Genomic DNA, 24,895 nt, shown 5'->3' with positions numbered 1-24,895 from the left:
ATATACAAGTTTCGTACTATGTTACACCGTGCTCCGGCGCATCGAACTCGAGGTCCTCGCCACGGTCGACCGCGGCGACACAATCTCCGAACTCGCGACGAAGCTCGACCACAGCGAGAGCTACCTCTCTCGTGCCGTCGCCGACCTCGTCGAAAAGGGACTCGTCTACACGGAACGTGACGGGCGGCGAAAACGAGTCGTTCCGTCGGATGCTCGCGCCGTCGAACTCTACCGGGACCTCGTCCGCCAGCACTCCCATATCGACTTCCCCGAACTGCTGACGGGCAAGGCACTCGAAGTGCTGTACTACCTCGACCAGCCGCGAACCGTCTCCGAAATCGCTGACCGGAGCGACAACTACCGCAACACGGTTAACCGCGTCCTCAAGCGGTTTCGTGACCGTGGTCTCATCGGGACGGCCGACGGCCACTACGAGTTCAACGCCGACTTCGACCGCCTCCACGAGTTCGCCCGTGAACTCGTACACCAGCTGCATCGCCAGCGCCTCGAAGCCGTCGCCCCGAAGGGGACGATTCTCTGGGAGGACTACGACGAATTCCTCGCGCAGACCGAGACGGAGATCGACGCAGAGGGGTTCCACGAAACCGGCCTCGCTCGGTTCGCGGCCTTCGACCTCCAGTTCCTGCTCACCGGCCACCGCTACTACGTCTACTCCGAGGATCTCGACGCAGTCTCGCCGGCGGAGCTCTGCTGTCACACGCTACTGATCGACGACGGCAGCCGTCACCGCTCGTACTGTCTCCTCCTGCTCAGCCACGTCGACGTCGACGAGGCGGACCTCCGAGAGCAGGCGGCGAAGTATGGCCTCGAAGACGAAATCGACGCCTTGCTGCGCTACCTGGAGACGCACGGCGAGGTCGACGACGACCGGCTCCCGGAGTGGGACGAGTTCCAGGAGCTGGCGGCTGACTACGAGGTGCCACTACCATGAGACCAACATTCAGACGTGAGTACATCGAGAACGAGTTCCAGCGAATCGCGGATGCCCTCTCAGCCCCGCTCACGGTATACCTGATCGGTGGTGGCGCGATGTCGCTGCGCGACCTCAAGGGGGCGACGAAAGATATCGACCTGGTCGTCCCGGATGGCGACGCATACGGGCAGTTGTGGGCCGTCTTGATGGACCTCGGGTATGCAGAGGTCCAATCCCTGGATCCAGATTACCGGGCGCTGGGCGCGACGAGCTGCGTCGAGAACGACGATGGGTGTCGCCTCGATATCTTCAACCAACAGGTCGCGAACAAGCTCGTGCTCACCGACGGGATGCAAGAGCGCAGCGAGCCGTTCCTCGACACGGATCGACTGACGGTCCGGCTGGTCAGCAACGAGGATATCTTCCTGTTCAAGGCAATCGCCGGCCGCGATGACGACATCGAGGACATGAATATGCTCGTGCAGGCCGGCCTCGATTACGACGTCGTCCGAGAAGAACTCGAAGCCCAGATCGATCGGCTCGGCGACGACCAGTTCGCAACCTTCGCGAACGAGGCTCTAGTCGAACTCGAGGAGCGGTACGGGGTGACCACGCCGATCGAGGCCCGCGTCCAGGAGCTCACGAACAGGTACTACCGGGGGCTCGAAGTCCTCCAGGCACTCGACGAGCCGATGACCGTCGACGAACTGGCCGCCAAACTGGAGCTGGATACTGACGAGGTTCACGACCGGATCGCGTATCTCTCAACGTTCGACCGGGTCCGTCGGGATGGCGACACAGTCCGTCCCGTGGAGTAGTCTGGCCACGACTACGGGGAGGGAAGGCGGCCGTCTGGTCGGGGCACGCGGCCCTGTTTTATCTCGTGATCGACGCGGCGCAGGTGCTTGCATCCGCCTTCGGGTGAACGTTGCTGCCAGTCGGGGCAGGTACACGATTCGTCGATGACGTCGACTTCGTACCTGTTGCCGGACGCGGACTGCACCTCGTAGCGGCCACCTTTCGAGAGGAGCGAGACGTCCATCGCTTCGGCGACGGCACGCTTCGTGCGGGGCTCGAGATCGTCCTCCGACTGTGCGTTCTCGTCGACGACCAGTCGGTCGCGAACGTCGCCCGTTCGACCCCCGTCCGGAGCGACGGCTTCCGCAGGGCCACTGAGCCGCTCGTGGAGCAGTTCCTCCACCGGATGGCCTTCCGGCCACAGGTAGTGGACCTCGCGGCGCTCGCGATGGTCGTAGGAGCCGCACGCGGCTGCGCACCCAGTCCAGACGCGCCAGGCACCCAGCGCAGCCATCACGTCGACGATATCGCGGGGAACCGTCTGGTGGTCGTCCGGGAAGAACACCCGGAAGCGGGTACACGCCTCCTGCGGCGGGACGGTCTCCCACCAGTCTTCGCTGGAGCCCCAGCTGTTGAACATCGCCTCGTCGCTCCCGTAGCCGACGGTCACGCCGTCGATCGGCGTCCAGTCTGTTGGGAGGTGGTCCGCCTCGCCTTCGAGTACCCGAAGAACGGCGTATCGGAGGTACTCGTGGGCTTGGTTGTCTGTCGTACGAGCGACCTGGTCGTGCTGCTCGGCAACGTGCTCGGATTCCTCGAGGACCGTCGTGAGATAGGGTTCAGTCATTATTCGACGGAGGTCAGAACGCGCCTCCGCCCCTCCGCGGGCGCAGAAAAAATTCCGTGTAGCTGATGGACTGGTTTTCACTCAGAATGACTGCTTATAGACACGAAGGGTGTAGTGTTCGCGTAGGCGGTGCTATTTACAGATATGGGAACGCTCCACTAGGTATGGCTGCCACGTACTCAATACTGTCACTACTGATCATCTTCGCGCTGTCGTTGTTGATTGTGCGTACCGGCTCGATTGCGCTGGAAATGACGGGCCTTTCACCAGATGTGGCCTCCTTCCAGGCCACGTCGGCGTTCTCTGGAGCCGGATATACGACCGAAGAGGCAGAACAGGCTATCACCACCGTCGGCCGCCGCAAAACCGTGAAGGCGCTCATTCGGCTCGGCAGTATTGGGCTCCTCGGTGCAATTTCGTCACTTATCCTTTCATTCACGCGAACTGGTGGCGACGACCTGTTGAACTTACTGTACATTCTCGGTGGCGCCGGTGTGATCATTCTGTTCGCACGGAGTCGGTGGTTCAACCGCCTCGTGACGCCACTTATTGAGTGGGCGCTGAGTGAGACGACAGAGTTGGAGATCTCGGATTATGCCCAGTTACTCGGATTGCAACGTGAATATCGTGTGGCGGAGGTGGAAATCAGCGAGGGGGATTGGCTGGCAGGGGGGTCGATTTCGGAGCTGGATTTACCACGCGAAGGGGTGTTGATACTCGGCATCCGTCGTGATGATTCATATATTGGTGCGCCACAACCAGATACGGAGACGAAACCGGACGACACGCTCGTCCTCTATGGGAAACAAGACCGTCTCAAAGAATTGTCAGACCGGCTCAGTGGTGATGCTGAGGCTCGGGAAGATGCTGTTGAAGACCACGAGGAAACACTCGAAGAGCAAAAACAGCTCATTGAACAATAACAGGAACCAGTCCCCGAATTTGATCTCCTGATTAGGGCGTAGAATTGTCAGAAAGAATGGCGACATCACAATTGGATTAACCAACAATACAAAATAACGCATCCAACTGTTGGTTAATCGAATGGGCGAGAGAATTATTCCTCGAGGAGATCGATGATTTCCTCTGCCGTTCGACTGATCCGCCCGAGTCGCTCGCGAATGACCTCGGGATCGTCCGACTCCCACGCAGCGAGGTAGAACGCCGATCCGCTCGTGTCGAGCCCGCAGTACCGCCCGATGACGTACGCGACGGCTTCGGCCTCGACTTCGCGTTTCGACCGTTCGGTGTCGTCGTCGACGTCGAAGTGGAGCAGGGCGTGGGCGTACTCGTGAATCAGCGTCCGCGCGAGGTCGGCCTCATTCTCCCGATCGCGCACCTCGACGAGCGGCTGGACGTCGACGAGACTCAGCTGCTCGCAGATGCCCTTCGCCTCGCCGTGGGTCCACTCCTCAGCTGGTACGATCCGCACCGTCACGCCGAGGTCGTCAGCGGTGGCAGTCAACTGTTCGACGAGGTCGCCGGCGTCCCCGGTCGCTTCCGTGTCGAGGTCGGGAAGCGGCTTGCCCTCGGTCTGGGAGACGTCGAACACCGGAGCAGGCTTGAACCCGACCAGGCCCTCGGACCACTCCTCGGGTGGCGTCTCGTCGTACTCACAGTCACTGTCCTCGTGGTAGCTCGGTGAATTCTCGCACTCCGGGCACTGCTTGGAGATGATAGGTGCCCAGATCCAGATGGCCGACTCACCCTCCGTGACGTGGCGGTCGAACTCCTCCTGCCACGTCCGGTAGCCCGCCACCCGGCTCGCCTCGGGACACTGCCGCTTGATGAGGAGCGTGTTTCGGTAGGAGTAGTCGTGGAAACGACTCTGGACATCGAGCCACTCTTGGAACTCTTCGCTGGCCTGTGCGTCGTCGACGCCGGCGACGAGGTCGTCGATCCACTGTTTGATCGTACTGTTCATCTCGTCGGATCGCGTGTCGGTCTGGTCGAAGGAGACCGACGAGTCACTAGTCGTAGCCATTGTGTTCTCCGAATCGAGTTCACGGCGACTGCAGCAGTTCAGAACGCGCCGCACCCCTCAGGGGCGCAAAAACAGAAATTCACCAACTAGCTCTCCAGCCGTCAGCAACGTGTTCAGTTTCACTCCACTTTCCAACATTTTACACTACACGTCTGAGTACGCTGTGGCATGAGCAAATGGGCAGATTACGTAATCACTGCAGTTAGATACAGTGGTGACTCTATCGAACAAGTTCAGGTATATGAGGACGATGGAGATCAACTAGTCAACCGAGATACCAAATCGCGAATGGCCGTCATCCTCAGCTTATCGGTTGGACAAGAGTACTGTACGGCGTACAAGAATGACAACGGGAAATGGACAAAGGGTGATGATGTCGGGACAGTAGAAGTTGACGGGACAACCTACCTTCGGACTGACGGGAACAACATCGCGAGCGACAATCTAGGCGAACTGCCAGAGTTCTAGGGAGTCTTGGCATCGCGTAGAGAGCGTTTTTCTTCGGCCAATCCGACCGTGATGAGGTACTCGAGGAACTCGTCGAACCGCTCGACGTCGCTAGGCGTGTCAGTCGCAAGATGACGCGCCCACTCGATGGCCCACTGGAAGGCGGGATCCGTACCGCCCTTGCCGTGAATGTACCACCACCGGGCCGCTTTTAGTACGACCAGCGGATTCGTAGGTGGCTGCTCACCGGCGAGCCCACGGGTGATGGATTCGATTTCGTCGGGGACGTCGGCGGAATCGACCTCCGCTGATTGCGTGTTGTCGATATCGACCGGGATCTCGTCGATCGAGACGTTGTCGGGACGCTGTTGTTGACTCACTGGAAGTCACCTCTGAGGACTCTCGAAGGAGCCCTCGCCCTCTCTGGGGGCACGAAAAACAGGTCGCGAAGTCACGCCGGCGGGAGGTAGATGCTCTGCTCGCCAGCGATCTCCTCCAGGTTGTTTCGGTGACGGTGGCTGAAGTAGCACTCGTAGCTGCAGTATCCACAGATTGCGCCGGTATCGTATTCGGCGACGTACGGGCCGCGGCGAGTTCGCCAGACGTTCGTCCCGCACTCGGTACAGGCGGCGTCCTCGAGATCGGCAGGACTCGGTCCCTTGTACTCGACGTCGAGCCCCTCGTCTCGCGGTGTCGTTTCGGGCCAGATTCCGTGGGTCCTCCAAAACTCACGGACGCGAGCGAGGCTGTGGCGCACCGTCTTTCGGACGGTGACGTGGTCGGCGTCGCGACCGCTGTCGTCCCAGCCGTCGGCCGTCCAGAACTCACCGAACTGTGCGCCGCGATGTAGGCCGTTCCAGTCGATGCCGACGATGTCGGCCGGTGGCTCGTCGGTGAGTGTTGGCCTGGTCAGCTGTCGAATTGCGTCGAGCTGCTTGGGTGGACTCCCGCCGAGGATGTGGACGCGCCGCCCTCTCCAATCGGCTGGGTCAGAGAACTCATGGGCCAAGCGGTCGGCGTATCCCCGTGAATACCCCAAGACGAGGTTCTCGGGTATCGCGTCGATCACCGCCCGCGACTTCGGAACGACGATGAGCTCGGCCTCTGGATAGCTCGCTCGGATCTCACGAGCCGCAGCGACGTGGGCGTCGACGTCGTCGAGTTCGTCGACGTCCCCGATGACCCCGACCTCTGGTTCGTGCTCGAAGAAGCGGTCGACGAACCGCTCCAGGTCGGGATTCCGGAAGTCGTTGTCGAGCATCCCAACGGGAATCTCGAGATTCAGGTACTGATCCGTCTGATACCCACAGTCTTCCCGAAACCCAGGGAGAAATCCGAGGGCGAGAGCATCGCCGGCAAAGGGATCTCGGTGGAGGAACGCCACGAAGTCTGTTTGTCTGGCGGCGGCGATTTCGCGGGCGGTGCTGGCGCTGGAGCTCAGCTCGAGAGACATGATTAGGCTCGCGAGGCCGCTGCTGGCTGCCCCGCACCCTTTCAGGGGCCCGAAAAACCGAGGCACAGCGGATTAACCAACAATAGGGGGAACTCACGCAGAGTGTGTTGGTTAAGAATAGGGCTTACTTTTCGTCCTCACGCAGCTCTTCAGCCTTCCACTTGAGCTGGCGCAGAATCTGCGTCCGGTTCTGATGGGCGTTCTCGTAGGCAACACACTCCTGAAGAGTCTCCATATCGGGAATCGTCGCGATACCGGCCTTGATCAGGTGCGTGTTCGATGCTTCAAGCCGCTTCTCTGGCGGGAATTCGTCGCTCTCTTCGTCGTTAGTGGTTCCCATCTCGAAGAGCCTCCACCCCTTTGGGGCCGACACAAACAACTCTCCGGACGATGACGCCCCATCTCTAATAGAGATAAAACCGATACAACAGTTACCGTAATGGTCATCCCCCGCGAGTGTTTACAGCCCCGTATGGAGCGAAAGACGATCTCCGTCACCGGGATGTCGTGCAACGGGTGCGAACAGAACGTGGAGACCGCCCTGCGAAACCTCGACGGTGTGAGTCGGGTCGAGGCCAATCACGACGCTGACACGGTTGAGGTGGTCCTCGAGGATGGAGTCTCAAACGATGACGTGAACGCGGCAATCGAACAGGCTGGCTACGACGTCGTGGCTTAGTCGGCCGTCACTCGGCTGTCTCCACGTTCGCTGTCGGTCCGTTCTTCTAGGGCGAACTTGGTGTTGACACCCTCGCCGGAGAGGAGCTGACCAGCGAAGCTGTTGGCGAGGACGGCCGAGACGGACAACACCATCGCAAGCATCGCGAACACTGGGTGAACGAGCCCTGTGGTCGCGGCGGCGACGCCGATGCCGTTGAACGCGAAGGCCGTCGCGAGGTTCTGACGGGTCTTCCGGTAGCTCTCTTTCCCGATCTCGTAGGCGTCCATCACGCCACCAAGCCGGTCGCCCATCAGGACGATATCCGCTGACTCGATGGCGATGTCGGTCCCTGCGCCGATGGCGATGCCGATGTCCGCCTGCGTGAGTGCGGGAGCGTCGTTGATGCCGTCGCCGACCATCGCGACGCGGTAACCCTCGTCCTGCAGGCGACCGATCTCTTCGCGTTTCTCGTCGGGCAGCACGTCTGCCATAACGCGGTCGATGCCGACCTCCTCGGCGACCGCGTTCGCGGTGCGCTCGTTGTCCCCGGTGATCATCACGGGCGTAATGCCGACCTCTGTCATCCGCTTGACGGTCGCAGCGGCGTCGCTCTTGACCTCGTCACCGATACCGATCAGGCCGATGAGGTCACCGCCACGAACAACTCCAGCAACGGTGAGGCCGCGGCCTTGGAGTCGCTCAATATCGGCGTCTCCCTTCGACAGGTCGATCCCCTCGTCGCTGAGCCATCCCGGTTTCCCGACCAGCACGTCGTCGCTGGCCACGGTTACCCGGACGCCCTTGCCGGTCACGGAATCGAAGGCGTCGGGGTCTCCGTACTCGAAGCCTTGCTCGTCGGCGGCCTCGAGGATCGCATCGGCAAGTGGATGTTCGGAGAACGCCTCCGCGCTGGCCGCAGTCGTGAGTACATCCACCTCGTCGGCACCGAAGGCGACGACCTCACTGACGGCGGGTTCGCCGACGGTGATCGTGCCAGTCTTGTCCAGCACGATGTGGTCGACGTCGGGGAAAATCTGGAAGGCGTCACCGGAGCGCATCAGGATGCCTCGGTCAGCGGCCTTCCCGCCGCCCCGAATTAGCGCGAGCGGTGTCGCCATCCCGAGGGCACATGGATAGCCGAGCACGAGGACCGCCAGCGCTGCGAACGCCCCGCGCTGGACGTTGGGGGCTGCACCCCACGCAAGCGGTGCGACCACCCAGAAGAGGAACGAGAGCGCGGCAATCGTCAAGACGCCTGGGACGAAGTACTTGAGGACGCGGTCGGCGAGCTGAATGATGCCGGGCTTCATAGCGCGTGCTTCCTCGATTTCGCGGGCCACCTGGTTCAGGAACGCGTCCTCGCCCGTTGCAGTTACCTTGATGAGCAGCGTCCCGGTCTCGTTGACGCTGCCGCCGATCACTCCGTCGCCCTTCGCCTTCTCCTCGGGGATGGACTCACCGGTGGCAACCGACTCGTCGACTGTGGATTTACCCTCGACGACCTCACCGTCGACGGGGATGTTCTCGCCGGGCTTGACCCGGACGTAGTCGCCGACGTCGAGGTCGTCGAGGGGGACTTCCTCGACGTCACCGTCATCACTGACGCGGCGTGCTGTGTCGGGCTGGAGGTCGAGCAGGTTCTGCACGGCCTGTGAGGCTCGTGTGCGGACGATGAGGCTGGTGTACTCCGAGAGGATGTGATAAGTGGTAATGAACACGGAGACGGCGAAGAAGTGGACGGTCGGGAAGCCAGAGAACACGAACAGACCGAGCAGCCCACCAAGTAACCCTGCGAATGCGCCCGCTTCCAGGAGAACGTGCTGGTTGAAGATCCCCCGGCGAAGGCTCTGGAACGCCTTCTGTTTGATGTAGCGCCCAGGCCCGAACATCGTCCCGAGCGCCAGCCCTAGCGTCACCAGATCCATTATGAGATATGTCGACTCGAAGCGGCCCATCACTAGGATCATCCAGCCCATCAGCACAGCAACGACGATGGATGCGCCGCCGGCGAGCAGGAGGCGGCGCTTGCCGTCAGCGAGCTCGGCCTGCTGTTGCTCGTATCGCTTCGCTTTGTCCGGGTCGCGGATGGTATAGCCGAGATCCCGAAGCGTGTCCTTCACCTCGACCTCGCTCAGGCGGTCATCGTCGTACTGGACGAGGACCTCCTCGTGGGCGAGACTTACGTCGACGTCCTCGACGCCGTCGGTCCGGCTGTAGGCCTTCTTGATACTCTCGGCACAGAAGGAGCAGGACATTCCCCCGACGTTGAATTGTTCGTGTGTCGTTCCCATCGTGGTCGCTAGTTAACCAGCGAAGTGGATAATCATTACGACTAGTATTATAGCGGTATCGAACAACTAAGACTGCTATCGAATGTGTAGCGTTACTCTTACTATCGTCGTTCCCCTACGTCCTCACAAGAATGGCGCTCCTCGAATCCGACGTGCCGATCCGTGAAGTCGTGACGACGGCCCCGGAGAAAGCGAAAGCGTTGGAGAACGACGTCCGGGCGAAGATCCTCGATATGCTCGCTGCCGAAGAAATGACGATCGAAGAGATTCACGACGAACTGCATCGTCGCGGTGAGGAGAAGGCCGAGACGACGGTGCGCCACCACGTGAACGTCCTGAAGGACGCAGGGATGGTTGAAATCGCCCGTCTTGAGGAAGCTGGCGGCGGAACGCGGAAGTTCTACAAGTCGAACACGCGGATTTTCTCGTACGACCTTCCAGAGGACGCCGAGCAGACGCTCGCTGGGGCGCAGGAAACCGCGACAGCCGAATTAGCAGGGCTCGTTGAGACGCTCTATGGGGAGCACGGCGACGACATCGAAGCGGTGGCACGAGAAATGAAGCCCTGCGAGTACTGTGCAACACAGCATTACGAGGAGTTCGTCCTCCGGGAACTGCTAAATCGCGCGCTTATAGACCTCACTGAGAATGGGACGGTGGAGAGCGTTCGGCGTGATTCAGAAGACGCCGGCGATGAAGCCGAGTCCCATGACGACGAGGACGATCGCTGAGAACAGCGGCAGGTACGGTGTGTACTTCTCCACCGTTTCTTCGTACTCCTGATAGCCGGCGATGAGGAGCATCGTTAACCCGACGATGCCGACGATGACCGTCAGCGCATATGCGGTCATCAGTTCCAGACAGTACGTCGAACCGGCACAGAGGCCGATAATCTCGAACTCCTCCTCGTGAGCGAACCCGAGGACGAATGCGAACCAGGCGATTCCGAGTAGCCCGTGGTCGGTGTCAGTAGCCGGATCGGTCCTGTGCTCGTGGGAGTCCCCTCCGATTTCTCCAAGCCGAGTTTTCACCCGTATAAGAAGCCCATCCGAGGCGTGTTCGTGCGTGGGTGACGTGCCGTGACTGTGGTGGGTCGACTGCTCCTCAGTATGCCCATCGTGGTCGTCCTCGTGCTGGTGAGAATGGCCGTGTGTGTACTCTCGAATCCCGAGTCCGATGAGTAAGATGCCTGCGACGATGCTGACCGGACCGCCGATGGAAACGCCGCCAAGAATCGAGATCGGCTCGTTCACCTGCGTCAACTGAAAGTAGGATTTCGCGTAAAAGAACACGCCGACCATCGCCAGACTGCTAATGAGGTGGCCGATGCCGATTAGCAAGCTGCTGGCGAGTCCGTAGAGCCACTTGTTGGATTGATCGAGCGCATAGCTCGCAGCGACCGGCCATCCGTGTCCGGGCTCGATGCCGTGTACAAATCCGAGAGCAATCGCGCCGACCAATACTGGTAACGCCTCGCCGTGGAGCATTCATCTATCTCTCTATCCCTGCGCTGTATAGCGGTTGTTAAGACCGAAATGGGAATTCCGTAATAATCGAGGGTTGACATCCTCCCGCGGCTGAAGCCGTGGAATTCCTCCGGTGGGGATGGTGGCTATCCACTCATGGAGGCAAGTTTCCCGTTGCCGGTACTCCGGTTTGTGCGCTCCTCGTTGGGACGTACCCTCTCGGGAGAGGATGATGCCTCCGACCAGTTGTGGTCGTCCCACTTGAGGCGCACGGGCCGTGCCATCGGCCCGACGTCCGATTCGCCAGCCTGTCGTTCGAGGAACGTCCGCGAAGCGTCGAGGTCGGCGTGTCCCCTGTAGCCGCACGAACACCGAAACACGTCGCCGTCTCGGTTTGTATCGTCGCGTTCACCACACATCGGACACTCCGCCGTCGTGTACGCTTCCGATCGCACTTCGACTGTGATGCCGTACTCCTCGGCGGTCGTCGCAAGCCGGTCGATGAACGAGCGATACGCCCAGAACTGGTGGGTCTTCTCGTTCACCTCGGCGCTCCAGTGTGTCGAGAGGACATCGGTGAGGTCGCCCACGTACACCGTCGCCACGCCTTCGTCGTACAACCGTTCCATCAAATCTCGCACGAGGGCTTCCTGTGCGTGGTCACGCCGTCGCGTTCGCTTGCGGTACAAACGTCGAATCCGGCGACTACTATACCGTCCCTCGCGGAGTTTCGACTGCAAGCGGGCGATGTGCTCGGTGGTTTCGCGGAAGCGGGCGAACAGGTCGCGGCCGTCGTAGCAGTACTGCTGGCCGGTGGTGGTAGTACAGGCGACGAGATTGTTCGCGCCCACGTCCAGCGCGGCTGCTTCTGAAGCCAGTGGTGAATCCTGTCGAGAATCGGGCACAGTAACAGGCTGAAAGGCCCTGAACGTGTCGGTCACCTCGTCGTACTGTATCTCCAAGCGGCCCTGTTCGCCGTCCCATTTCGGAGCGCCGCACACTTCGAGGCGAAGGCGGTCGTGATAGCCAAGTCCGTACTCGTCTTTGAGGGCTTGGCCGACCGGGATTTCCAGCCGTGAGCGCTCGCTGATTTCCAGCGTATATTGGTCGTTTCGGATGTACGTCCGCAATTCCCTGCCATCGTCTTCGTTACCCCAGTAGCCCGGTGGGGCGGTGTCCTCGCCGTTTTCGCGGGCGGCGAAGAACGACTGCCAAGCCGATGTGTTCTTTCGAATCACCTGCTGTGCGGTGGCAGAGCCGAGAACGCCGACGTACTGTTTGCGGTAGTCGGCGGTGTCCCACACGCTGTCGCCGTCGAAGAAACGCTGGCGGCGTTCGTAGTTCAACTCGTTCCACAGGCTGGCCGAGGCATCCAACAACTCGCGGAGCAGGTGCTCGTCCTCCTCGGAGAGTGGGCGGATCGCGAACGTGTTGGTTCGCCTCACGACAGTATCTATTTACGTCTCAACGTCTTAAAGTCTATTGGTCGATGCGTCCCAACATAGACATCACCCACACGTTGCACGGTCGAATCAAAGACTACGCCGAGGACAAGGAGATGGAGCTATCCGAAGCGTACTCCGAACTGCTTGAGCGAGGACTTGAAAGCGTGGCACATCCAGATGAATCGTAGCGCGTAGACTGACGGGCCGTGCTGTCGCTCAGACCCACCCCCGAAGAGATGGGCTTCCGCTCGTCCCGTTCAAGACAGTAGGGGATCAATTGGGGAGTATGCGCACGAGCTTGAACGTGTCTGAGGACATTCTCGAGGAGTTCGACGAGACGTGGCAGGCTGAGGGGTTGGATTCCCGCTCGCGGGCGATTCGTGAAGCGATGCAGGAATACATCGAGGGGCACTCACAACTCGAAGCGGTTTCGGGTGAGGTCGTCGCTGTACTGGCGTTCGATTACCAGCACCACGAGGTGATTCACGATCTCCATACTGCCCAGCACCAGTTTCAGGACGTCATCGAGACGATGAGCCACACCCACCAGGGCGAGTGGTGTTTAGAGACCGTCTTCTGTCATGGCGATGCGGCGCGGGTGCGGGAACTCGTGTATCGGCTCCGTGATTTCGATGGGGTCGGTCGCGTGAAGACGATGCTCCTCCGCAGTACTGCGCCGGCCGACCCGGAGTGAGATTCATTCGATACAGCAGCTCATTGTCGACGTGTCCCGTCGGAACGCCTGACAGGTGTGTTTGAACGCCTCGCTGAACGTCGGGAACGGGTGGACGGTGTCGATGATGTCGTCGACGGTGAGGCCGAACGTCACCGCCAGCGTGGCTTCCATGATCATGTCGGCGGCACGAGGTCCGACCATGTGGACGCCGACGATCTCGTCGGTCTCGTGGTGTTTGACGACCTGGACGAGGCCATCCGTGTTCTTGACTGCCTTCGCCCGCGGGACATCCGCCATCTGGATGGTCTGGCACGAACAGGTGCCGTGCTCGTCCATATACTCGCGTTCTGTCGTCCCGACGGCTGCGACTTCCGGGCTGGTGAACACGACTGCGGGGACTGTATCGTAGTCGATGCTGACGCCCTCGTTGCCGAAGACGTTCTTGACGGCGTGATTGCCCTCCTTGGCGGCGACCGTCTCCAGTTCGGGCTCGCCGATCACGTCGCCCGCTGCGTAGACGTCGGGATTCGTCGTCTGGAAATGCTCGTCGACGCGAATCGCGCCATCGGATTCGGTCTCGACGCTGACTGCTTCCAAGCCGATGTCCTCGCTGTTGGGCTGGACGCCTGTCGCGACGAACAACGCCTCGGCGGTGAACGCTCGTTTCTCGCCCTCAATGACAGTCTCCACAGCGACGCCCTGCTGACCAGAGTCAGCACTACTGTCGGTAGCCACACCCTGAACCTGCTGGAAGTCGTTACCGGTCATGATGTCGATCCCTTCCTCGCGGAAGGCTCGTTCCATCTCCCGGCCGAGCTGGCCTTCCATACCTGAGAGCACGTGACCGGAGCGCTGGAGAACCCTCACGTCGACGCCGACACGGTGGAGGATCTGGCCCCACTCCAGCGCGATGTACCCGCCGCCGACTATCAGAATACTCTCGGGAAGGTCGCGCTCCTCGAGGATTGTCTCGCTCGTGTAGTAGTCGATGTCGTCGAGGCCGTCGATGGGTGGCGCCCACGGTGAGCTTCCAGTCGCGACGAGCGCCTTCTTCCCAGTAATGTGCGCGCCCTCGTCGGCGCCGTCGACGACCTCAATGGTCGTGTCGTCCACCAGCTGGCCGTAGCCCTCGTAGATGTCGGTCTCGAAGTGCTCGGCGACGTCGACGTAGTTCTCCTGCCGGAACCGCTCGACGAGTTCGTTGGTGCCGTCGAGGGCGTCGGCCCAGTCGACAGTCGGCTCTTCGGGATATGTGACGGCGTCGAAGGGGTTCTCCGACGCTGCAGCGCCACTCTCGGCGACGGCGAGTAGATGCTTACTCGGGACACAGCCGACGTTCACGCATGTCCCGCCGATGGGCAAGCCGGTATTCACCATCGCCGTCGAGAGGTCCCGTCGGCTCGCTTCAGTGATCGCGGCGAAGGCTGCGGCGCCCCCACCGAGAATCACGAGATCATAGTCGGAGGTGTGAGTCATCTATACTGATACTTTATGACGGGAAGTTCTTATACTCCAGAGTCCGAAGCTATGGAGTAGGTTGGAGGCTACGAAGCTATGGCAGATACTACTTCACCGGCGCCAACGTGCGATGTTGAGGGGACGTGCTACTGTCCGCTCACAGGAGTTATCGACACGTTGAGCCGAAAATACGCGATGCAACTCGTCAGCATCATCGGCGCACACGACTCACTGCGGTTCGCGGAGATCGAAGACCACCTTCCGACAGCGAGCACCTCGACAATCTCGAAACGTCTCGACGAGTTCGAGGAGGCAGGACTCGTCTCACGGACGCAGTACAACGAAATTCCGCCACGCGTCGAATACGCGCTAACTGACGAGGGGGATGAGATTCGTTCGAGATTAGAACCCCTTCTTGAGTGGGCGACGGCGAACTCCTGACATACGGACTCCAGTGAATTACATCCCACATCTGAGGCTCCTCCATTCAGGTGGGGGTGTTAGCCCCAAGACTATCGTTTCTTCGTGTGCTACTGTGACGCATGATGAACGAGGGAGCGTCTGCACCGTCATTTACTCTTCCAGGTCTCCGTGACGGAGAACAAACCGAGTACAGCCTGGATGAGACAACTGCGGATGATCGGGCTGCGTTGCTGGTATTTTACCCGTTTGATTTCAGTCCTGTTTGTACAAACGAACTGTGTGCGATTCGCGATGCAGAGTGGTTTCAGCTGACGCCGGCGCTCGATGTCTGGGCAATTTCTGGTGACAGCGTCTACGCCCACCGAGCATTCGCCGAGGAATACGGCCTCAATTTCCCGTTACTTAGTGATAGTTCCGGGCGGGTTGCCGAGTCGTATGATGTCTGTTATGACGAATGGGAGAACCACGAGCGCGTCCCGCAGCGTGCCGTGTTCCTTATCGATTCCGAGCAAACGATTCGATACGCCTGGGCGACAGAAGATGCACTCGAGAAGCCGGATTTCTTCCCGGTCAAAGACGCTCTTGAGACGCTGGAAGCGGAACGCGATGAACCCGGTCCTGAGGATGTCGAATTAGCAGTCGAATATAACGAGGAACCGGAACCGCTCACGTAAGCTGCTATTTGAGGATCGTTTCAGTGAACGCCGCTCCGACAATCAGCTCATCGCATCTTGGAACCGCTCACGGAGCGCATCCTCACGCTCCTCGAACTGCTCAACGTTGGCCTGCAGGTCCTCGTTCACACGCTCGATGCTCGCGAGCGCCCGCTCGCCGGCCAGCGACGCCTGCGATCCCTCATCTCCGTCCGCCTCCAGCTGCTCCTCGTAGGCTCGTTCGACGCGCTCGATCGTGCCTTCCGGATTGAACAGGATGTCGTTGGCTGTGCGGACGTACTGATCGAGGGATGCGCCTTCCTTCCCTTGGAAGAAGTGGGTGAGCGCGTACGTCGCGCCGGAATGCAGCGTCCACATATCGATCTCGAAGGGTGACGCCGCATTTGCTTCTGCATCGCCGGCGGCACGCTCGGCCAGGTAGTCCGGGAAACCAAGCAGGCTGTAGAACTCCGTGACGGTGAACGGGAGCTCCGAGAAGTCGAGGTCGATGTCCTGTGCGTCCCGGATGAACTCGAAAAGGTCGTCGGCGATGAGTTCGACCTGTGCGAGGAGTTCCTCCCACCACGTCTGGAAGTTCCGTACGTCGCCGACGTGCTTGATCACCTCCTTGTCGGTGAGCGAGCGCATCGTGTTCGAACAGTAACCGTCCTGCGCGAAGCCTTCCACGTAGACGGCGTGCTCGCCGAAGAAGTCGTACCCCGACGTGACTCCCATCGTAATCGGGTCTGACCGGCCGGGGAGACGCACCTCAAGGCCGTCGAACATAATGTCCATGTGGACCTCGCCGCCACCCCGGTAGCGTCGGATTTCGCCGAACATCACGTCGCCCAATGGCGTCCCGTCGATGGTCTCCTCGCGAAGGACCTCCTCCAGCGGGCTGTAGACGTCGACGGGGTTGATGATCGAGTACGAGTCAGTCGGGATGTGAAATAGCGACTCCGCCTCGGTGCCCCCATTCGTTTCTGCTTGTAACCGCGAGGGCTCGACAATTGCGTTGAACCGCTCTGTTTCGACCCACTCGTCGGTGTACGGATTGCGATACGCGACTGCTGTGTCGACTGCCTGGGGAAGCTCTCGAATCGCCGCACTGAAGCTGATCGGTTCGGGACCCCCGTGTTGCTCGGCGTACCAGTCGGGTAGTTCGGTGTCGGTTCGCCCATCGAGGCCTGCGAAGACCGTAGCTGTCTCTGGGTCTTTCATGGATTCCATTCCACAGGCGCAATGCGTTCCGAACCGCGCCTGCACCCATCGCAGGCGCAAAACAAACGCTACGTATCGTCGATATCTGGAGTTGTCCAGATTGATGCGACGCGCTCGGCGAGGTCTTGATTACGTTCCCTGAGATTGACCTCAGTCCAGCGTTCCAAATCCTCGAAATAGCCGTTCAGTTCGACGTGGCTTTGCATAAGCAGTTCTCGCTTCTCCGCGAACGGCCGATTCGAGAGCTCGGGGTTGTACCCGCTGAGAGTCAAGTTACCCAGTGCGTGTAACCACTGGTCATGAATACGCTCCCACTCTTCGCCGAGCATATCCTTCCATTCGTCACCCCACTCGTTGTCATCGATGGTCTGAGGCATCACATGCTCTATCGTTAATTCATCGTACTGTACTGGCTCTTGGTGGCCGAACTGCTCTTCGAGCGTCCAGAGAATAAGCCACGTTTTCTTCTTATCCCGGTTGTACATATCGAACCGATTGATATTATCGAAGAGTTCTGCGTCATCAGGCCACCCTTGACTCTTCAGATAGGCGAACAGCGATTCTTTCTCGTTGCCATCCTCGATTGAGCGGGCCGCAATTGGGAACGTCCGATAGTACCCCCGGGTACTACGACCGCAGATGAATCGACGGAGCACGAAGCTCTCTAGCCCGTGAAAGATGTCGAGGAGCTCATCGAGGCTGAGCTCATCGGAGTTCCACCGGTCAAGCAAATTCAGAATCAATTGGTGGGCAGTCCCGATTTCCAGATACTGGATGCGTTCTAGCGCATCCGTCAGCTCCTCACGGGGGGCTGTTCCAGGCCGATGGATCCAGAGGTACAGATCGGCATAGTACGATAATTTGTCAACCAATTCGTGGGGAGTCAGGTCTGCGGTTCGTTGCTTGAACTGATGGTAGATCTCATTCTTCTGGACGTATTCACCGTTTCGCATCATGTAATCCCGATAGAACTCAGTGAGATCCACCCCGCCATGACGGTCTGTTTCTTCGAATTTTTGCTCGAATGGCATCCAGTGATCATCGTTGAACTGGTCCTGTTCGGTCAGAGATAGCTGCATAAAGACGTGATTCCGGATAAGATCCGATTCCTCAAGCTGGAGTCCACGCTCGTTCAACGTCTCAAAAATCGCATAGGGATTCTCATCTTCTGACGTCGTAATCATCACCAGTGGAAGCTGCTGGATGATGATTTGTTTGAGCCGATCTAAGGTTTGTAGTTCGTCGTCGCCGTTGAGGTCGTCAATCCGTTCATAGAGGAACTCGTAGCTGCTATAGATTGAAGTATCCGCCAAATCCCCATCCACCGATTCCTGCTCAACGATTGCGAAGAGGGCGTCTCGATCCTCAGCGCGGGAGACGACCTTGAATTTCTCAACCCCGTCTTTGAACTCGTCAATAAGATACTTCTTGTTGATCTCCTCAGCGAAGTTCGTGTACTGTTCGCCCCCGATTTCGGCTGCGTAGTCACGAATGGCGCTCAAAAACAGCGTGAGTGAAATGAGGCGCTGCTGTCCGTCAATCACGAGATATTCGGGAACTGTCCCGGGTCGGTGGTTGCCGGGCATAACGACGAAGGTTCCAATGAAGTGTTCTTCCGAGATTGAGTCGGCTTCTAAGAGATTCTGGATATCAGACCAGAGGGCTTCTAATTCCTCTTGTCCCCATGAATAGTTCCGTTGAAAAACCGGTATGACGAACTGCTTCTCGCCCGCAAACACGTTTTGGAGAAATTGATCTTCAGCGTCCATTCGTGAATCTATAACAACCACCTAATGCGAATCTCATAAACATAAGGGAAGTCTCCGGATAGAATCGTCCTACACCGCGTGATTCAGTCCTTTGTAGAGGTCTACGGCTCGGAAGCTGAATATATGGGTTCTTGATCTGTCGTTTCGGTCACCTGAAGCAGCAACGCCCACCGATTCGCGATTGCATTGTCTGGTGCCCTGGGCGCCTTTTCTCGAGCGCAATAATAACACCTCATTAACCAACATCACCTCTGTAACCCGGGAATTGTTGGTTAATCGAATACTTCGCTGATAGGCGTGACGAATTTCACAAAAGACAGTTGGATGGCCTTCTGCCCGCGACTATTCTCGTTCTTCGAGGGCGATCCGCCTTGCTTCAGCGACAAGTCCGTGGGCATCGGACATTGCTTCCGCATCAAGAGCGACGGCGGCTCCAATCCCGTCTTCGAGAACGAAATTCATCTCGATAACGTTCTCAAAGCACTGCACAAGGCAGGTGAGCTGTCCGTGATCTTCTGAAAAGGTATTCTCGTATATTGGCGCCGTCAACGATTCCATTCGGGACTCGTCAATTGCTGATTCGAGTTCGTCTGTCGTATATTGCTCAGCGACGTCATCCCTGAGATGGACGATCTCGTACGTGTCTCCCTCGTATTTCACGATACTCCGGAGATTCCCGTCAGTTCGTTGCTCGAAGAAGTTCTCGAGCCGGGTGGCCATCCTTGTCGCCATATTACCAACTCGTGTCTCTTTCAACATAGGTTTAAGCCAAAGAAATCACAATATTGTATCAAATCTGGTCAGATTTTGCTCTTCAGTTTCTCTGTATACGGGCAATCTGCTCGGGAGTGGGGGTATACTGGAAGCCGGCACTCTGAATTTGGTCTAGAGACTGTGTAGAGTCGCGAGCCAGTGTCGTCGGTGCGCTCCTGTCGGTCGTTGTACCGCTCAGTTCGCGCCCGATTTTCTCGAGCGCCTCGACACCACGTTCGAGGAGCTGGTGGGTGGCTCGCGCCAGTCGAAGCGTCTCCACCAGTGCTCCCCCTTCGGAGGTTCGATGAGGTCGTTGCTCTCTCCAGCGAGTTCCCAGATTACCCGTTCTACGTCAGCATCCTCGGCAACCGTCCGATGTGCGAGCAGGGCAGGATATGCACGGTCGCCCTGACTGCAGAGCACGACCAGCCACTCGTCGCTTCCATCCCCGAGTACGATGTAGTGGTCGCGATCAGCGCGCTGGAAGACCCGCAGGTCCGGACGGGAGACGGTTCGCCAGTTCTCGGGGAGCGTCGGCGACGGCCGTCCGCCGTCGGGGAGGTCGACGACATCGTCGGGAGGGTCGCCATCGCGGCGTCGAGCTCCTCGCCGGTTCGGGGCCGCCTCGCGTGGGTCTCGACGAGGAATGTCGAACTTCTGCATCCACTTCGAGACCGTCTGTTGTGTACAGCCTAGTTCATCCGCGATCTTGACCGTGCTCAGCTCCTGTTTCCAGTAGAGTTCGTGGAGGAGCGATTCGTCTCGCCAGGGGTGATGTGCATCTGTCATAGCTGTGTTCGAAAGTGTCCGTTAAGGGACTCCCGCCCCCTTCAAGGGGGAAATAAACCTCTCTGCCGCAGTAATGGCGGCTGTTCAAGCGGCTCTTTGACTCTCCAGAAAGCGTTTATCAGCCGCTTGAAAACAGGGAACTATGCGCCGCCGCACTGTCCTCGCAAGTCTCACTGCCGGCATCGGATCACTTGCCGGGTGTAGTACAACGCTCGGCGGGACAACGGAGACACCGACTACGACACCAACCGAACAGCCAACTGAATCACCGACACCGACCTCCAATGATCCCAGTGAAAACGAGGAATGGGAGCTCGGGGCCGCGAGCATCATCGACCTGACGACAGCCAACCGTACCTATGCACTTGCGCCTCTCCGCTATCGCTCCGACGATGGCGCAAGCATCAGGATGCGGTTCTCGTCGACGGCGACATCGGAGGGACCTGCGACGGTCGAAGCAACGCTCACCAACGAGAACCCCTTCGAGAACACATTTCGGTTGGACTGGACGCCCCCTTTCGGGCGACTCTTTAGCGATATCCCCCATCCGATGGGAGAACGGAGTGGCGACTTTACGTATCGTGTCGGGTTGATATTTGCTCCGACGGCGAACCACGATCTCGTCGAGGATCCGCCTGACATCCAGCGTGCCGACGATGGCTACTGGCGACTTGCCTCTGATACAACCCCGGAACTCCCCGAGCGAGTTCGCCTTTCGCCGGGTGAAACTATCCATGGAGAGTACGCTCTGGTCGGTCGCGCCGAAGGGGTGGGACGTGGACGGCCACCAGGCGTCTACGAGTTCTCCCGAGCGGGCGAGCGGCCGCTTCGAGTGGCTGTTTGGCCGACCGACTCGCCCGGCCCAGCCACCGACTCGCAGTTCGCAGGCATGTCGGTTCCTGCGCTTCCGGGTGACAGCGATACGGCATGGTTCCACAACGCTGACGCGAGTTCACCGACGTTCGTCCGCCCAAGCACCGAGCAGACGAGTTTACCAGCCCGTATCGAGTTCACGTTCATTAATCGGGCTCGGGAGGCGGTGGGGTGTGGCCACTGGAACGTCTACAAACTTCAGGGTGGAGAATGGTTCCACCTCGGTCCGTACGTTCAGGATGCTGTCTGCCATCGCCTCTCACCCGGACATGCAGAAACCTGGGCTCTGCGGGCTGCGACTTCCGAGATGGCTCCGTGTGAGGCGCAGAGCTATCCGTTCCTCGGCGGCGGACGTTACGCCGCCGTCGCGGGCTACGGCCACGCGACAGCCCAAAGTGGAGCCCTCGTCGAGATTGACGCGCCACCAGTGACTGTCGTCCCGACCGATGATGTCACGACCCAGCGTGACAGCGGAACAGTGACGGCGACCTCGGATCGCTGGCGAACGGCTCCCGACTCTGAGGGACGTTCACGCGTGTCCCTTGTGCTCGAACCGGTAGGCAATGCTAACCGACGGCTTATCGCCGAACAGGTGATGCGCCGCCGCTATCGCGGGTATCGGAATACCCTCGCGTTTGTTGCCTCGGACGTGGAGCGTGTCGTCCTTCGCACAGACGACCGAACGGCTGACTGGACCGCTGGTTACGACGATGGGACAGCCCAGTTCCGATACGAAGAGCAAGCGTACCGCATTACGAAGCGTACACCCTGACTATTGTATCCGTTTCAGGGTTCGTATACCGGCTAGAATCAGCTCGATTTCGGGGTCAGAATCGGCGACACATTCTCGCGCCGGTTCAAATGCAAGTTATGGTGGGAGGTGACGGTCGTAGATATTCCGGCGATGCCCAACCGCCTCAACGATCAGGACATCCTCATCCCGGTCCCAGGTGATGATCGCACGATAGTCGCCAGCACGAAGCTTGTAGTATGGATACCCGGTGAGCTTTTCGAGACGATGAGAGGTCCAGTCCTTTGCTTCGTCGAGTTTCTTCACCAACCGCTCTTGGGCTTCCGATTCGAGCCCCTCCAGCAAATCAAGTGCTTTTGGCGTCCACTCGACCTCAGTCATCGATGCCCAGCCGGTCCTTCACGTCGTCCTGCGACACCGTCTCGCCCTGCTCCCGCTGTTTGCGGCTCTCGGCCAGATGATCCAGGGCTTCCTCGGACAGCTGCGTTGGCGGGTTGACAGCGTCCCGAAGCGCGTCGCGGATGAACTCGGATTTGTTCGCGTAGCCACGCTCCTCCCAGACGTCGTCGACCTGAGCCAGCAGCGACTGGGGCACCCGGACGTTGATCTTCTCCATTTCACCGTCGCCGCCGGCATCGCTGTCAGTGCTCATATGCTGTGATACGCCTGTATCACGTAAGTAGCTTCGGTTGGATACGCGAACTGTGGTTAACGAGGTCGAGACTGCGTGCGAGGGAGAGCCGCCGATGCTCCGAGAAGTTCAGGACGACGGCTTGGCCGTCGACGCGGAAGCCGACGTATTCGACTGCGTCTCGGTGAGCCTGACCTGGCGATGCGACTGGAACCGATTCCGAACTGGCCATAGGTACATTCCCGTTCATTCGTTGCTCGCGGGCGGTTCGGTGACCCCCGCACCCCTCTCGGGGGCAATAAACACCACCAGCCCAGAATTGTCCTTGAGTTACAACGGATCCGCTGATTTGCTCTACGAGGGTGGAGCTGCTCAGACCATTTCCTGTTGGAGTAATTCCTGTAAACACGGGAGTCCCGAACGTTAACTACCGGGGAAGCATACGTCTATGTATGACAATTACGACTGAGTTTTCCCTCAGTTCACCGTCTCTCCCGCTGGTCAGTATCACTGAGAGACTCCCACCGGACCAAATTGAGTGCGTCCATGGGCTCTGTTTCGAACAGGACGCCCGGATGTTCATCGTCAAAATCGATTCCGATGTCAACGTTTCAGAAGCCGACTTGGAATCGCTGGACGAAGTCCAAGAGGCGACAACGATCGGCTACGCGGGCGAGCAAACCGTCCACAACCTTACGATAGACCTCGCCGACGCGATCTCGGAAGTATTCAGTGGTGGCAGTTCCGTAGCGGCCAAACTCGAGCCGACCGTCGTCACACCGGACGGATGGTACGAAAGGAAAGTGTACAAGGACCGTGATGCGTTCATGGAGTCCCGGATCCGCTGTGAGAACTACGGGATCTCGCTCGACCTCATCTCGATGACCTCCACTTCCGCTGCATCGGACGATGCTATCCCGTTTGGGTTGACTGAACGGCAATACGAGGCGCTGACACTCGCACTCTCTCGTGGCTACTACGAGAGCCCACGACAGACCTCGACTGAGGAGCTCGCTACGGAACTCGGCATCTCACAACCCTCGCTCTCGAGACTCCTCAGGCGGGGTGAGCGTCAGCTACTCTCTTCGGCACTCCAAACACAGGAGCACTTAAACACGGTTTCCAATTAGCACCGTCGCTATCTGGCCGTAGTCCCTCTGATTTTGTAGACAGAGACCTACTATGAAGACAGTTGAACTCAACAACGGTGTGGAGATGCCGATTCTCGGATTCGGCACGTATCAAATCGAGGACCTCGACGAGTGCGAACGAAGTGTCTCGGAAGCACTCGATACGGGGTATCGACTCATTGATACCGCGGCGGCGTATGGGAACGAGAAGGCGGTTGGGCGGGCAATCGAGAAGAGCGACGTGCCGCGAGACGAGGTGTTCGTTACGTCAAAACTCTGGGTGCAGGACACCGGCTACGAGGCTACGTTGGACGCGTTCGAGCGATCGTTGGACCGACTGGGCCTCGACTACCTCGACCTGTTTCTGATTCATCAGCCCTACGGCGACGTCCACTGTTCGTGGCAGGCTATGGAAGACCTCTACGAGGACGGCAAAATCAGGGCCATTGGGGTCAGCAACTTCCACCCCGACCGGGTGATGGACCTCATGGTCCACAACGACGTCGTCCCGGCAGTGAATCAGATCGAGACGCATCCCTTCTACCAGCGAACCGAGGATGCAGCATTCCTCGAGGAACAGGACATCCAACACGAGTCGTGGGGGCCGTTCGCCGAAGGCCAGAACAACATCTTCGAGCACGACGTGTTGACCACGATCGGAGGCCGCCACGGCAAATCCGCTGCACAGGTAGTGCTTCGATGGCTCATCCAGCGCGAAATCGTCGCCATTCCGAAGTCGGTCCACGCCGACCGGATCGCCGAGAACTTCGAGGTCTTCGACTTCGAACTCACCAAGGAGGAAATGGAGACGATCGCCGAACTAAACGAGGGCGAAAGCCAGTTCTTCGACCACCGAGACCCGGAGATGGTGAAGTGGTTGGGGGAGGCTGAACGGGACACGTGAGCTGATCTGAGCGCTCTCCCTACGTGACCTATCCGTCTTTCAGACGCGATCTTCGGTATCCCCTTCGCCACTTCAGAGACGACGGGAGTTAAATACGGTTTCCAGATAGCATCGAAGTCTTGGATATCAAACCCGCAATTCGCAAACGTACAAAACATGGATGTGACAAACGTTCCGGCCGCTAATAGAGAAGAATCCGATCACCCGGCCCAAGTGACGACGGCGCTCGTTTCGGATGGTGTTTCGAGCGAGTTCGACGGGAACACCGTCCGCTCGGTGGAAGTTACGTTCCGACCGGGAGAACGAACCAAATTCCACACGCATGCTGGCGTACAGGTGTTGTACGTCACTGAAGGCGAAGGAATCGTCGCGACCCGCAACGGAGAACGTGAGGTCTCGGAGGGCGACCTGATCGTCTTCGAGCCTGATGAAGAGCACTGGCACGGGAACACACGGAATGCCGATTCGCCGTTCAGCCACCTCGCCTTCATGGCTGAACCGGACGGATCTGAAGTAACTGCCCTCGAAGAACCATAAC

General features: G+C 59.1%; 27 protein-coding genes and 1 pseudogene. 13 read left to right on the top strand and 15 right to left on the bottom strand.

The genetic code is table 11. The features are described 5' to 3' along the window. The first annotated feature begins 28 nt into the window (after positions 1-28). Positions 29-952, top strand: a complete 924-nt coding sequence (locus tag LPA46_RS10885; protein ID WP_230892514.1) for a MarR family transcriptional regulator — start codon at positions 29-31, stop codon at positions 950-952. After that, positions 949-1,752 (top strand): DUF6036 family nucleotidyltransferase, encoded by an 804-nt coding sequence (locus tag LPA46_RS10880; RefSeq protein WP_230892513.1) that lies wholly within the window; start codon positions 949-951, stop codon positions 1,750-1,752. The genes LPA46_RS10885 and LPA46_RS10880 overlap by 4 nt, the downstream gene beginning before the upstream one ends. Positions 1,753-1,763: 11 nt before the next feature. On the opposite strand, the gene LPA46_RS10875 is transcribed toward LPA46_RS10880, so the two are convergent. Continuing rightward, positions 1,764-2,579 carry a hypothetical protein gene (locus LPA46_RS10875; protein WP_230892512.1) on the bottom strand — a complete coding sequence of 272 codons (816 nt, stop codon included), beginning with the start codon at positions 2,577-2,579 and terminating at the stop codon, positions 1,764-1,766. A gap of 164 nt (positions 2,580-2,743) precedes the next feature. Here LPA46_RS10875 and LPA46_RS10870 point away from each other — a divergent pair, with 164 nt between their 5' ends. Next, the gene (locus LPA46_RS10870) at positions 2,744-3,502 is read left to right on the top strand and encodes a potassium channel family protein (protein WP_230892511.1); all 759 of its coding nucleotides are present in this window, start codon (positions 2,744-2,746) and stop codon (positions 3,500-3,502) included. A gap of 134 nt (positions 3,503-3,636) precedes the next feature. On the opposite strand, the gene LPA46_RS10865 is transcribed toward LPA46_RS10870, so the two are convergent. After that, on the bottom strand, positions 3,637-4,563 hold the full coding sequence (locus LPA46_RS10865) for an ArdC-like ssDNA-binding domain-containing protein (RefSeq protein WP_230892510.1): 927 nt from the start codon (positions 4,561-4,563) through the stop codon (positions 3,637-3,639). Positions 4,564-4,731: 168 nt separating this feature from the next. Here LPA46_RS10865 and LPA46_RS10860 point away from each other — a divergent pair, with 168 nt between their 5' ends. Further along, a complete protein-coding gene (locus LPA46_RS10860; protein WP_121538228.1) occupies positions 4,732-5,031 on the top strand; it encodes a DUF3892 domain-containing protein in 300 nt (99 codons plus the stop codon). Here LPA46_RS10860 and LPA46_RS10855 read toward each other — a convergent pair. The 3 genes from LPA46_RS10855 to LPA46_RS10845 all read right to left on the bottom strand — a co-directional run bounded on the left by LPA46_RS10855 (position 5,028) and on the right by LPA46_RS10845 (position 6,803). Continuing rightward, on the bottom strand, positions 5,028-5,390 hold the full coding sequence (locus tag LPA46_RS10855) for a hypothetical protein (protein ID WP_121538230.1): 363 nt from the start codon (positions 5,388-5,390) through the stop codon (positions 5,028-5,030). The genes LPA46_RS10860 and LPA46_RS10855 overlap by 4 nt on opposite strands. A 71-nt stretch (positions 5,391-5,461) precedes the next feature. Continuing rightward, entirely contained in the window at positions 5,462-6,463 is a 1,002-nt protein-coding gene (locus tag LPA46_RS10850; protein WP_230892509.1) for a DUF6610 family protein, read from the bottom strand. 124 nt (positions 6,464-6,587) lie between these two features. Continuing rightward, positions 6,588-6,803 carry a hypothetical protein gene (locus tag LPA46_RS10845; RefSeq protein WP_230892508.1) on the bottom strand — a complete coding sequence of 72 codons (216 nt, stop codon included), beginning with the start codon at positions 6,801-6,803 and terminating at the stop codon, positions 6,588-6,590. A gap of 132 nt (positions 6,804-6,935) precedes the next feature. Here LPA46_RS10845 and LPA46_RS10840 point away from each other — a divergent pair, with 132 nt between their 5' ends. After that, positions 6,936-7,142, top strand: coding sequence for a heavy-metal-associated domain-containing protein (locus tag LPA46_RS10840; RefSeq protein WP_230892507.1), 207 nt, complete (start codon positions 6,936-6,938; stop codon positions 7,140-7,142). Here LPA46_RS10840 and LPA46_RS10835 read toward each other — a convergent pair. Next, positions 7,139-9,415, bottom strand: a complete 2,277-nt coding sequence (locus LPA46_RS10835) for a heavy metal translocating P-type ATPase (RefSeq protein ID WP_230892506.1) — start codon at positions 9,413-9,415, stop codon at positions 7,139-7,141. The genes LPA46_RS10840 and LPA46_RS10835 overlap by 4 nt on opposite strands. A gap of 131 nt (positions 9,416-9,546) precedes the next feature. On the opposite strand from LPA46_RS10835, the gene LPA46_RS10830 reads away from it, so the two are divergent. Continuing rightward, complete coding sequence (locus LPA46_RS10830; protein WP_230892505.1) at positions 9,547-10,146, top strand: ArsR/SmtB family transcription factor; 600 nt, start codon at positions 9,547-9,549, stop codon at positions 10,144-10,146. On the opposite strand, the gene LPA46_RS10825 is transcribed toward LPA46_RS10830, so the two are convergent. Both LPA46_RS10825 and LPA46_RS10820 read right to left on the bottom strand, forming a co-directional pair. Beyond that, the gene (locus LPA46_RS10825) at positions 10,093-10,902 is read right to left on the bottom strand and encodes a hypothetical protein (protein ID WP_230892504.1); all 810 of its coding nucleotides are present in this window, start codon (positions 10,900-10,902) and stop codon (positions 10,093-10,095) included. The genes LPA46_RS10830 and LPA46_RS10825 overlap by 54 nt on opposite strands. Before the next feature lie 125 nt (positions 10,903-11,027). Beyond that, positions 11,028-12,326, bottom strand: a complete 1,299-nt coding sequence (locus LPA46_RS10820; protein WP_230892503.1) for an RNA-guided endonuclease InsQ/TnpB family protein — start codon at positions 12,324-12,326, stop codon at positions 11,028-11,030. A 286-nt stretch (positions 12,327-12,612) separates the two neighbouring features. Between LPA46_RS10820 and LPA46_RS10815 the strand changes: the two genes are divergently transcribed. Then, complete coding sequence (locus LPA46_RS10815) at positions 12,613-13,020, top strand: CopG family ribbon-helix-helix protein (protein WP_230892502.1); 408 nt, start codon at positions 12,613-12,615, stop codon at positions 13,018-13,020. Positions 13,021-13,023: 3 nt separating this feature from the next. On the opposite strand, the gene merA is transcribed toward LPA46_RS10815, so the two are convergent. After that, positions 13,024-14,478 (bottom strand): mercury(II) reductase, encoded by a 1,455-nt coding sequence (gene merA / locus LPA46_RS10810; RefSeq protein ID WP_230892501.1) that lies wholly within the window; start codon positions 14,476-14,478, stop codon positions 13,024-13,026. Between the two features lie 78 nt (positions 14,479-14,556). Between merA and LPA46_RS10805 the strand changes: the two genes are divergently transcribed. Beyond that, a complete protein-coding gene (locus LPA46_RS10805; RefSeq protein WP_080505578.1) occupies positions 14,557-14,901 on the top strand; it encodes a winged helix-turn-helix transcriptional regulator in 345 nt (114 codons plus the stop codon). A 101-nt stretch (positions 14,902-15,002) separates the two neighbouring features. Further along, positions 15,003-15,557 carry a peroxiredoxin gene (locus LPA46_RS10800; protein WP_230892500.1) on the top strand — a complete coding sequence of 185 codons (555 nt, stop codon included), beginning with the start codon at positions 15,003-15,005 and terminating at the stop codon, positions 15,555-15,557. Between the two features lie 42 nt (positions 15,558-15,599). On the opposite strand, the gene LPA46_RS10795 is transcribed toward LPA46_RS10800, so the two are convergent. The 4 genes and pseudogenes from LPA46_RS10795 to LPA46_RS19165 form a co-directional block, all read right to left on the bottom strand. Next, complete coding sequence (locus tag LPA46_RS10795; RefSeq protein WP_230892499.1) at positions 15,600-16,757, bottom strand: hypothetical protein; 1,158 nt, start codon at positions 16,755-16,757, stop codon at positions 15,600-15,602. A 68-nt stretch (positions 16,758-16,825) separates the two neighbouring features. After that, positions 16,826-18,526, bottom strand: a complete 1,701-nt coding sequence (locus LPA46_RS10790) for a DUF262 domain-containing protein (RefSeq protein ID WP_230892498.1) — start codon at positions 18,524-18,526, stop codon at positions 16,826-16,828. Positions 18,527-18,868: 342 nt separating this feature from the next. Continuing rightward, positions 18,869-19,258, bottom strand: coding sequence for a hypothetical protein (locus tag LPA46_RS10785; RefSeq protein ID WP_230892497.1), 390 nt, complete (start codon positions 19,256-19,258; stop codon positions 18,869-18,871). 303 nt (positions 19,259-19,561) lie between these two features. Next, a pseudogene (locus LPA46_RS19165) lies at positions 19,562-19,893 on the bottom strand (DUF6166 domain-containing protein); the annotation flags it as partial. Between the two features lie 317 nt (positions 19,894-20,210). Between LPA46_RS19165 and LPA46_RS10775 the strand changes: the two are divergent. Continuing rightward, a complete protein-coding gene (locus LPA46_RS10775; protein ID WP_135806870.1) occupies positions 20,211-21,713 on the top strand; it encodes a hypothetical protein in 1,503 nt (500 codons plus the stop codon). 96 nt (positions 21,714-21,809) lie between these two features. On the opposite strand, the gene LPA46_RS10770 is transcribed toward LPA46_RS10775, so the two are convergent. Together LPA46_RS10770 and LPA46_RS10765 are read right to left on the bottom strand one after the other, a co-directional pair. After that, entirely contained in the window at positions 21,810-22,073 is a 264-nt protein-coding gene (locus tag LPA46_RS10770) for a type II toxin-antitoxin system RelE family toxin (protein WP_058984726.1), read from the bottom strand. Next, positions 22,066-22,344 (bottom strand): ribbon-helix-helix domain-containing protein, encoded by a 279-nt coding sequence (locus LPA46_RS10765; protein WP_135806871.1) that lies wholly within the window; start codon positions 22,342-22,344, stop codon positions 22,066-22,068. The genes LPA46_RS10770 and LPA46_RS10765 overlap by 8 nt, the downstream gene beginning before the upstream one ends. A 431-nt stretch (positions 22,345-22,775) precedes the next feature. Between LPA46_RS10765 and LPA46_RS10760 the strand changes: the two genes are divergently transcribed. The 3 genes from LPA46_RS10760 (at position 22,776) to LPA46_RS10750 (ending at position 24,894) form a co-directional block, all read left to right on the top strand. Continuing rightward, the gene (locus LPA46_RS10760; RefSeq protein ID WP_230892496.1) at positions 22,776-23,453 is read left to right on the top strand and encodes a helix-turn-helix domain-containing protein; all 678 of its coding nucleotides are present in this window, start codon (positions 22,776-22,778) and stop codon (positions 23,451-23,453) included. Positions 23,454-23,505: 52 nt separating this feature from the next. Then, a complete protein-coding gene (locus tag LPA46_RS10755; protein ID WP_230892495.1) occupies positions 23,506-24,357 on the top strand; it encodes an aldo/keto reductase in 852 nt (283 codons plus the stop codon). A 156-nt stretch (positions 24,358-24,513) separates the two neighbouring features. Further along, the gene (locus LPA46_RS10750; protein WP_211313650.1) at positions 24,514-24,894 is read left to right on the top strand and encodes a cupin domain-containing protein; all 381 of its coding nucleotides are present in this window, start codon (positions 24,514-24,516) and stop codon (positions 24,892-24,894) included. Position 24,895: the final 1 nt, after the last annotated feature.

Origin of the sequence: Halobacterium sp. KA-6 (assembly GCF_021029015.1) — an archaeon.
In the GTDB taxonomy this organism is placed as follows: Archaea; Halobacteriota; Halobacteria; order Halobacteriales; family Halobacteriaceae; genus Halobacterium.
Note: the sequence above shows the minus strand (reverse complement) of the source record. Positions and strands in the feature narration are given on the sequence as shown.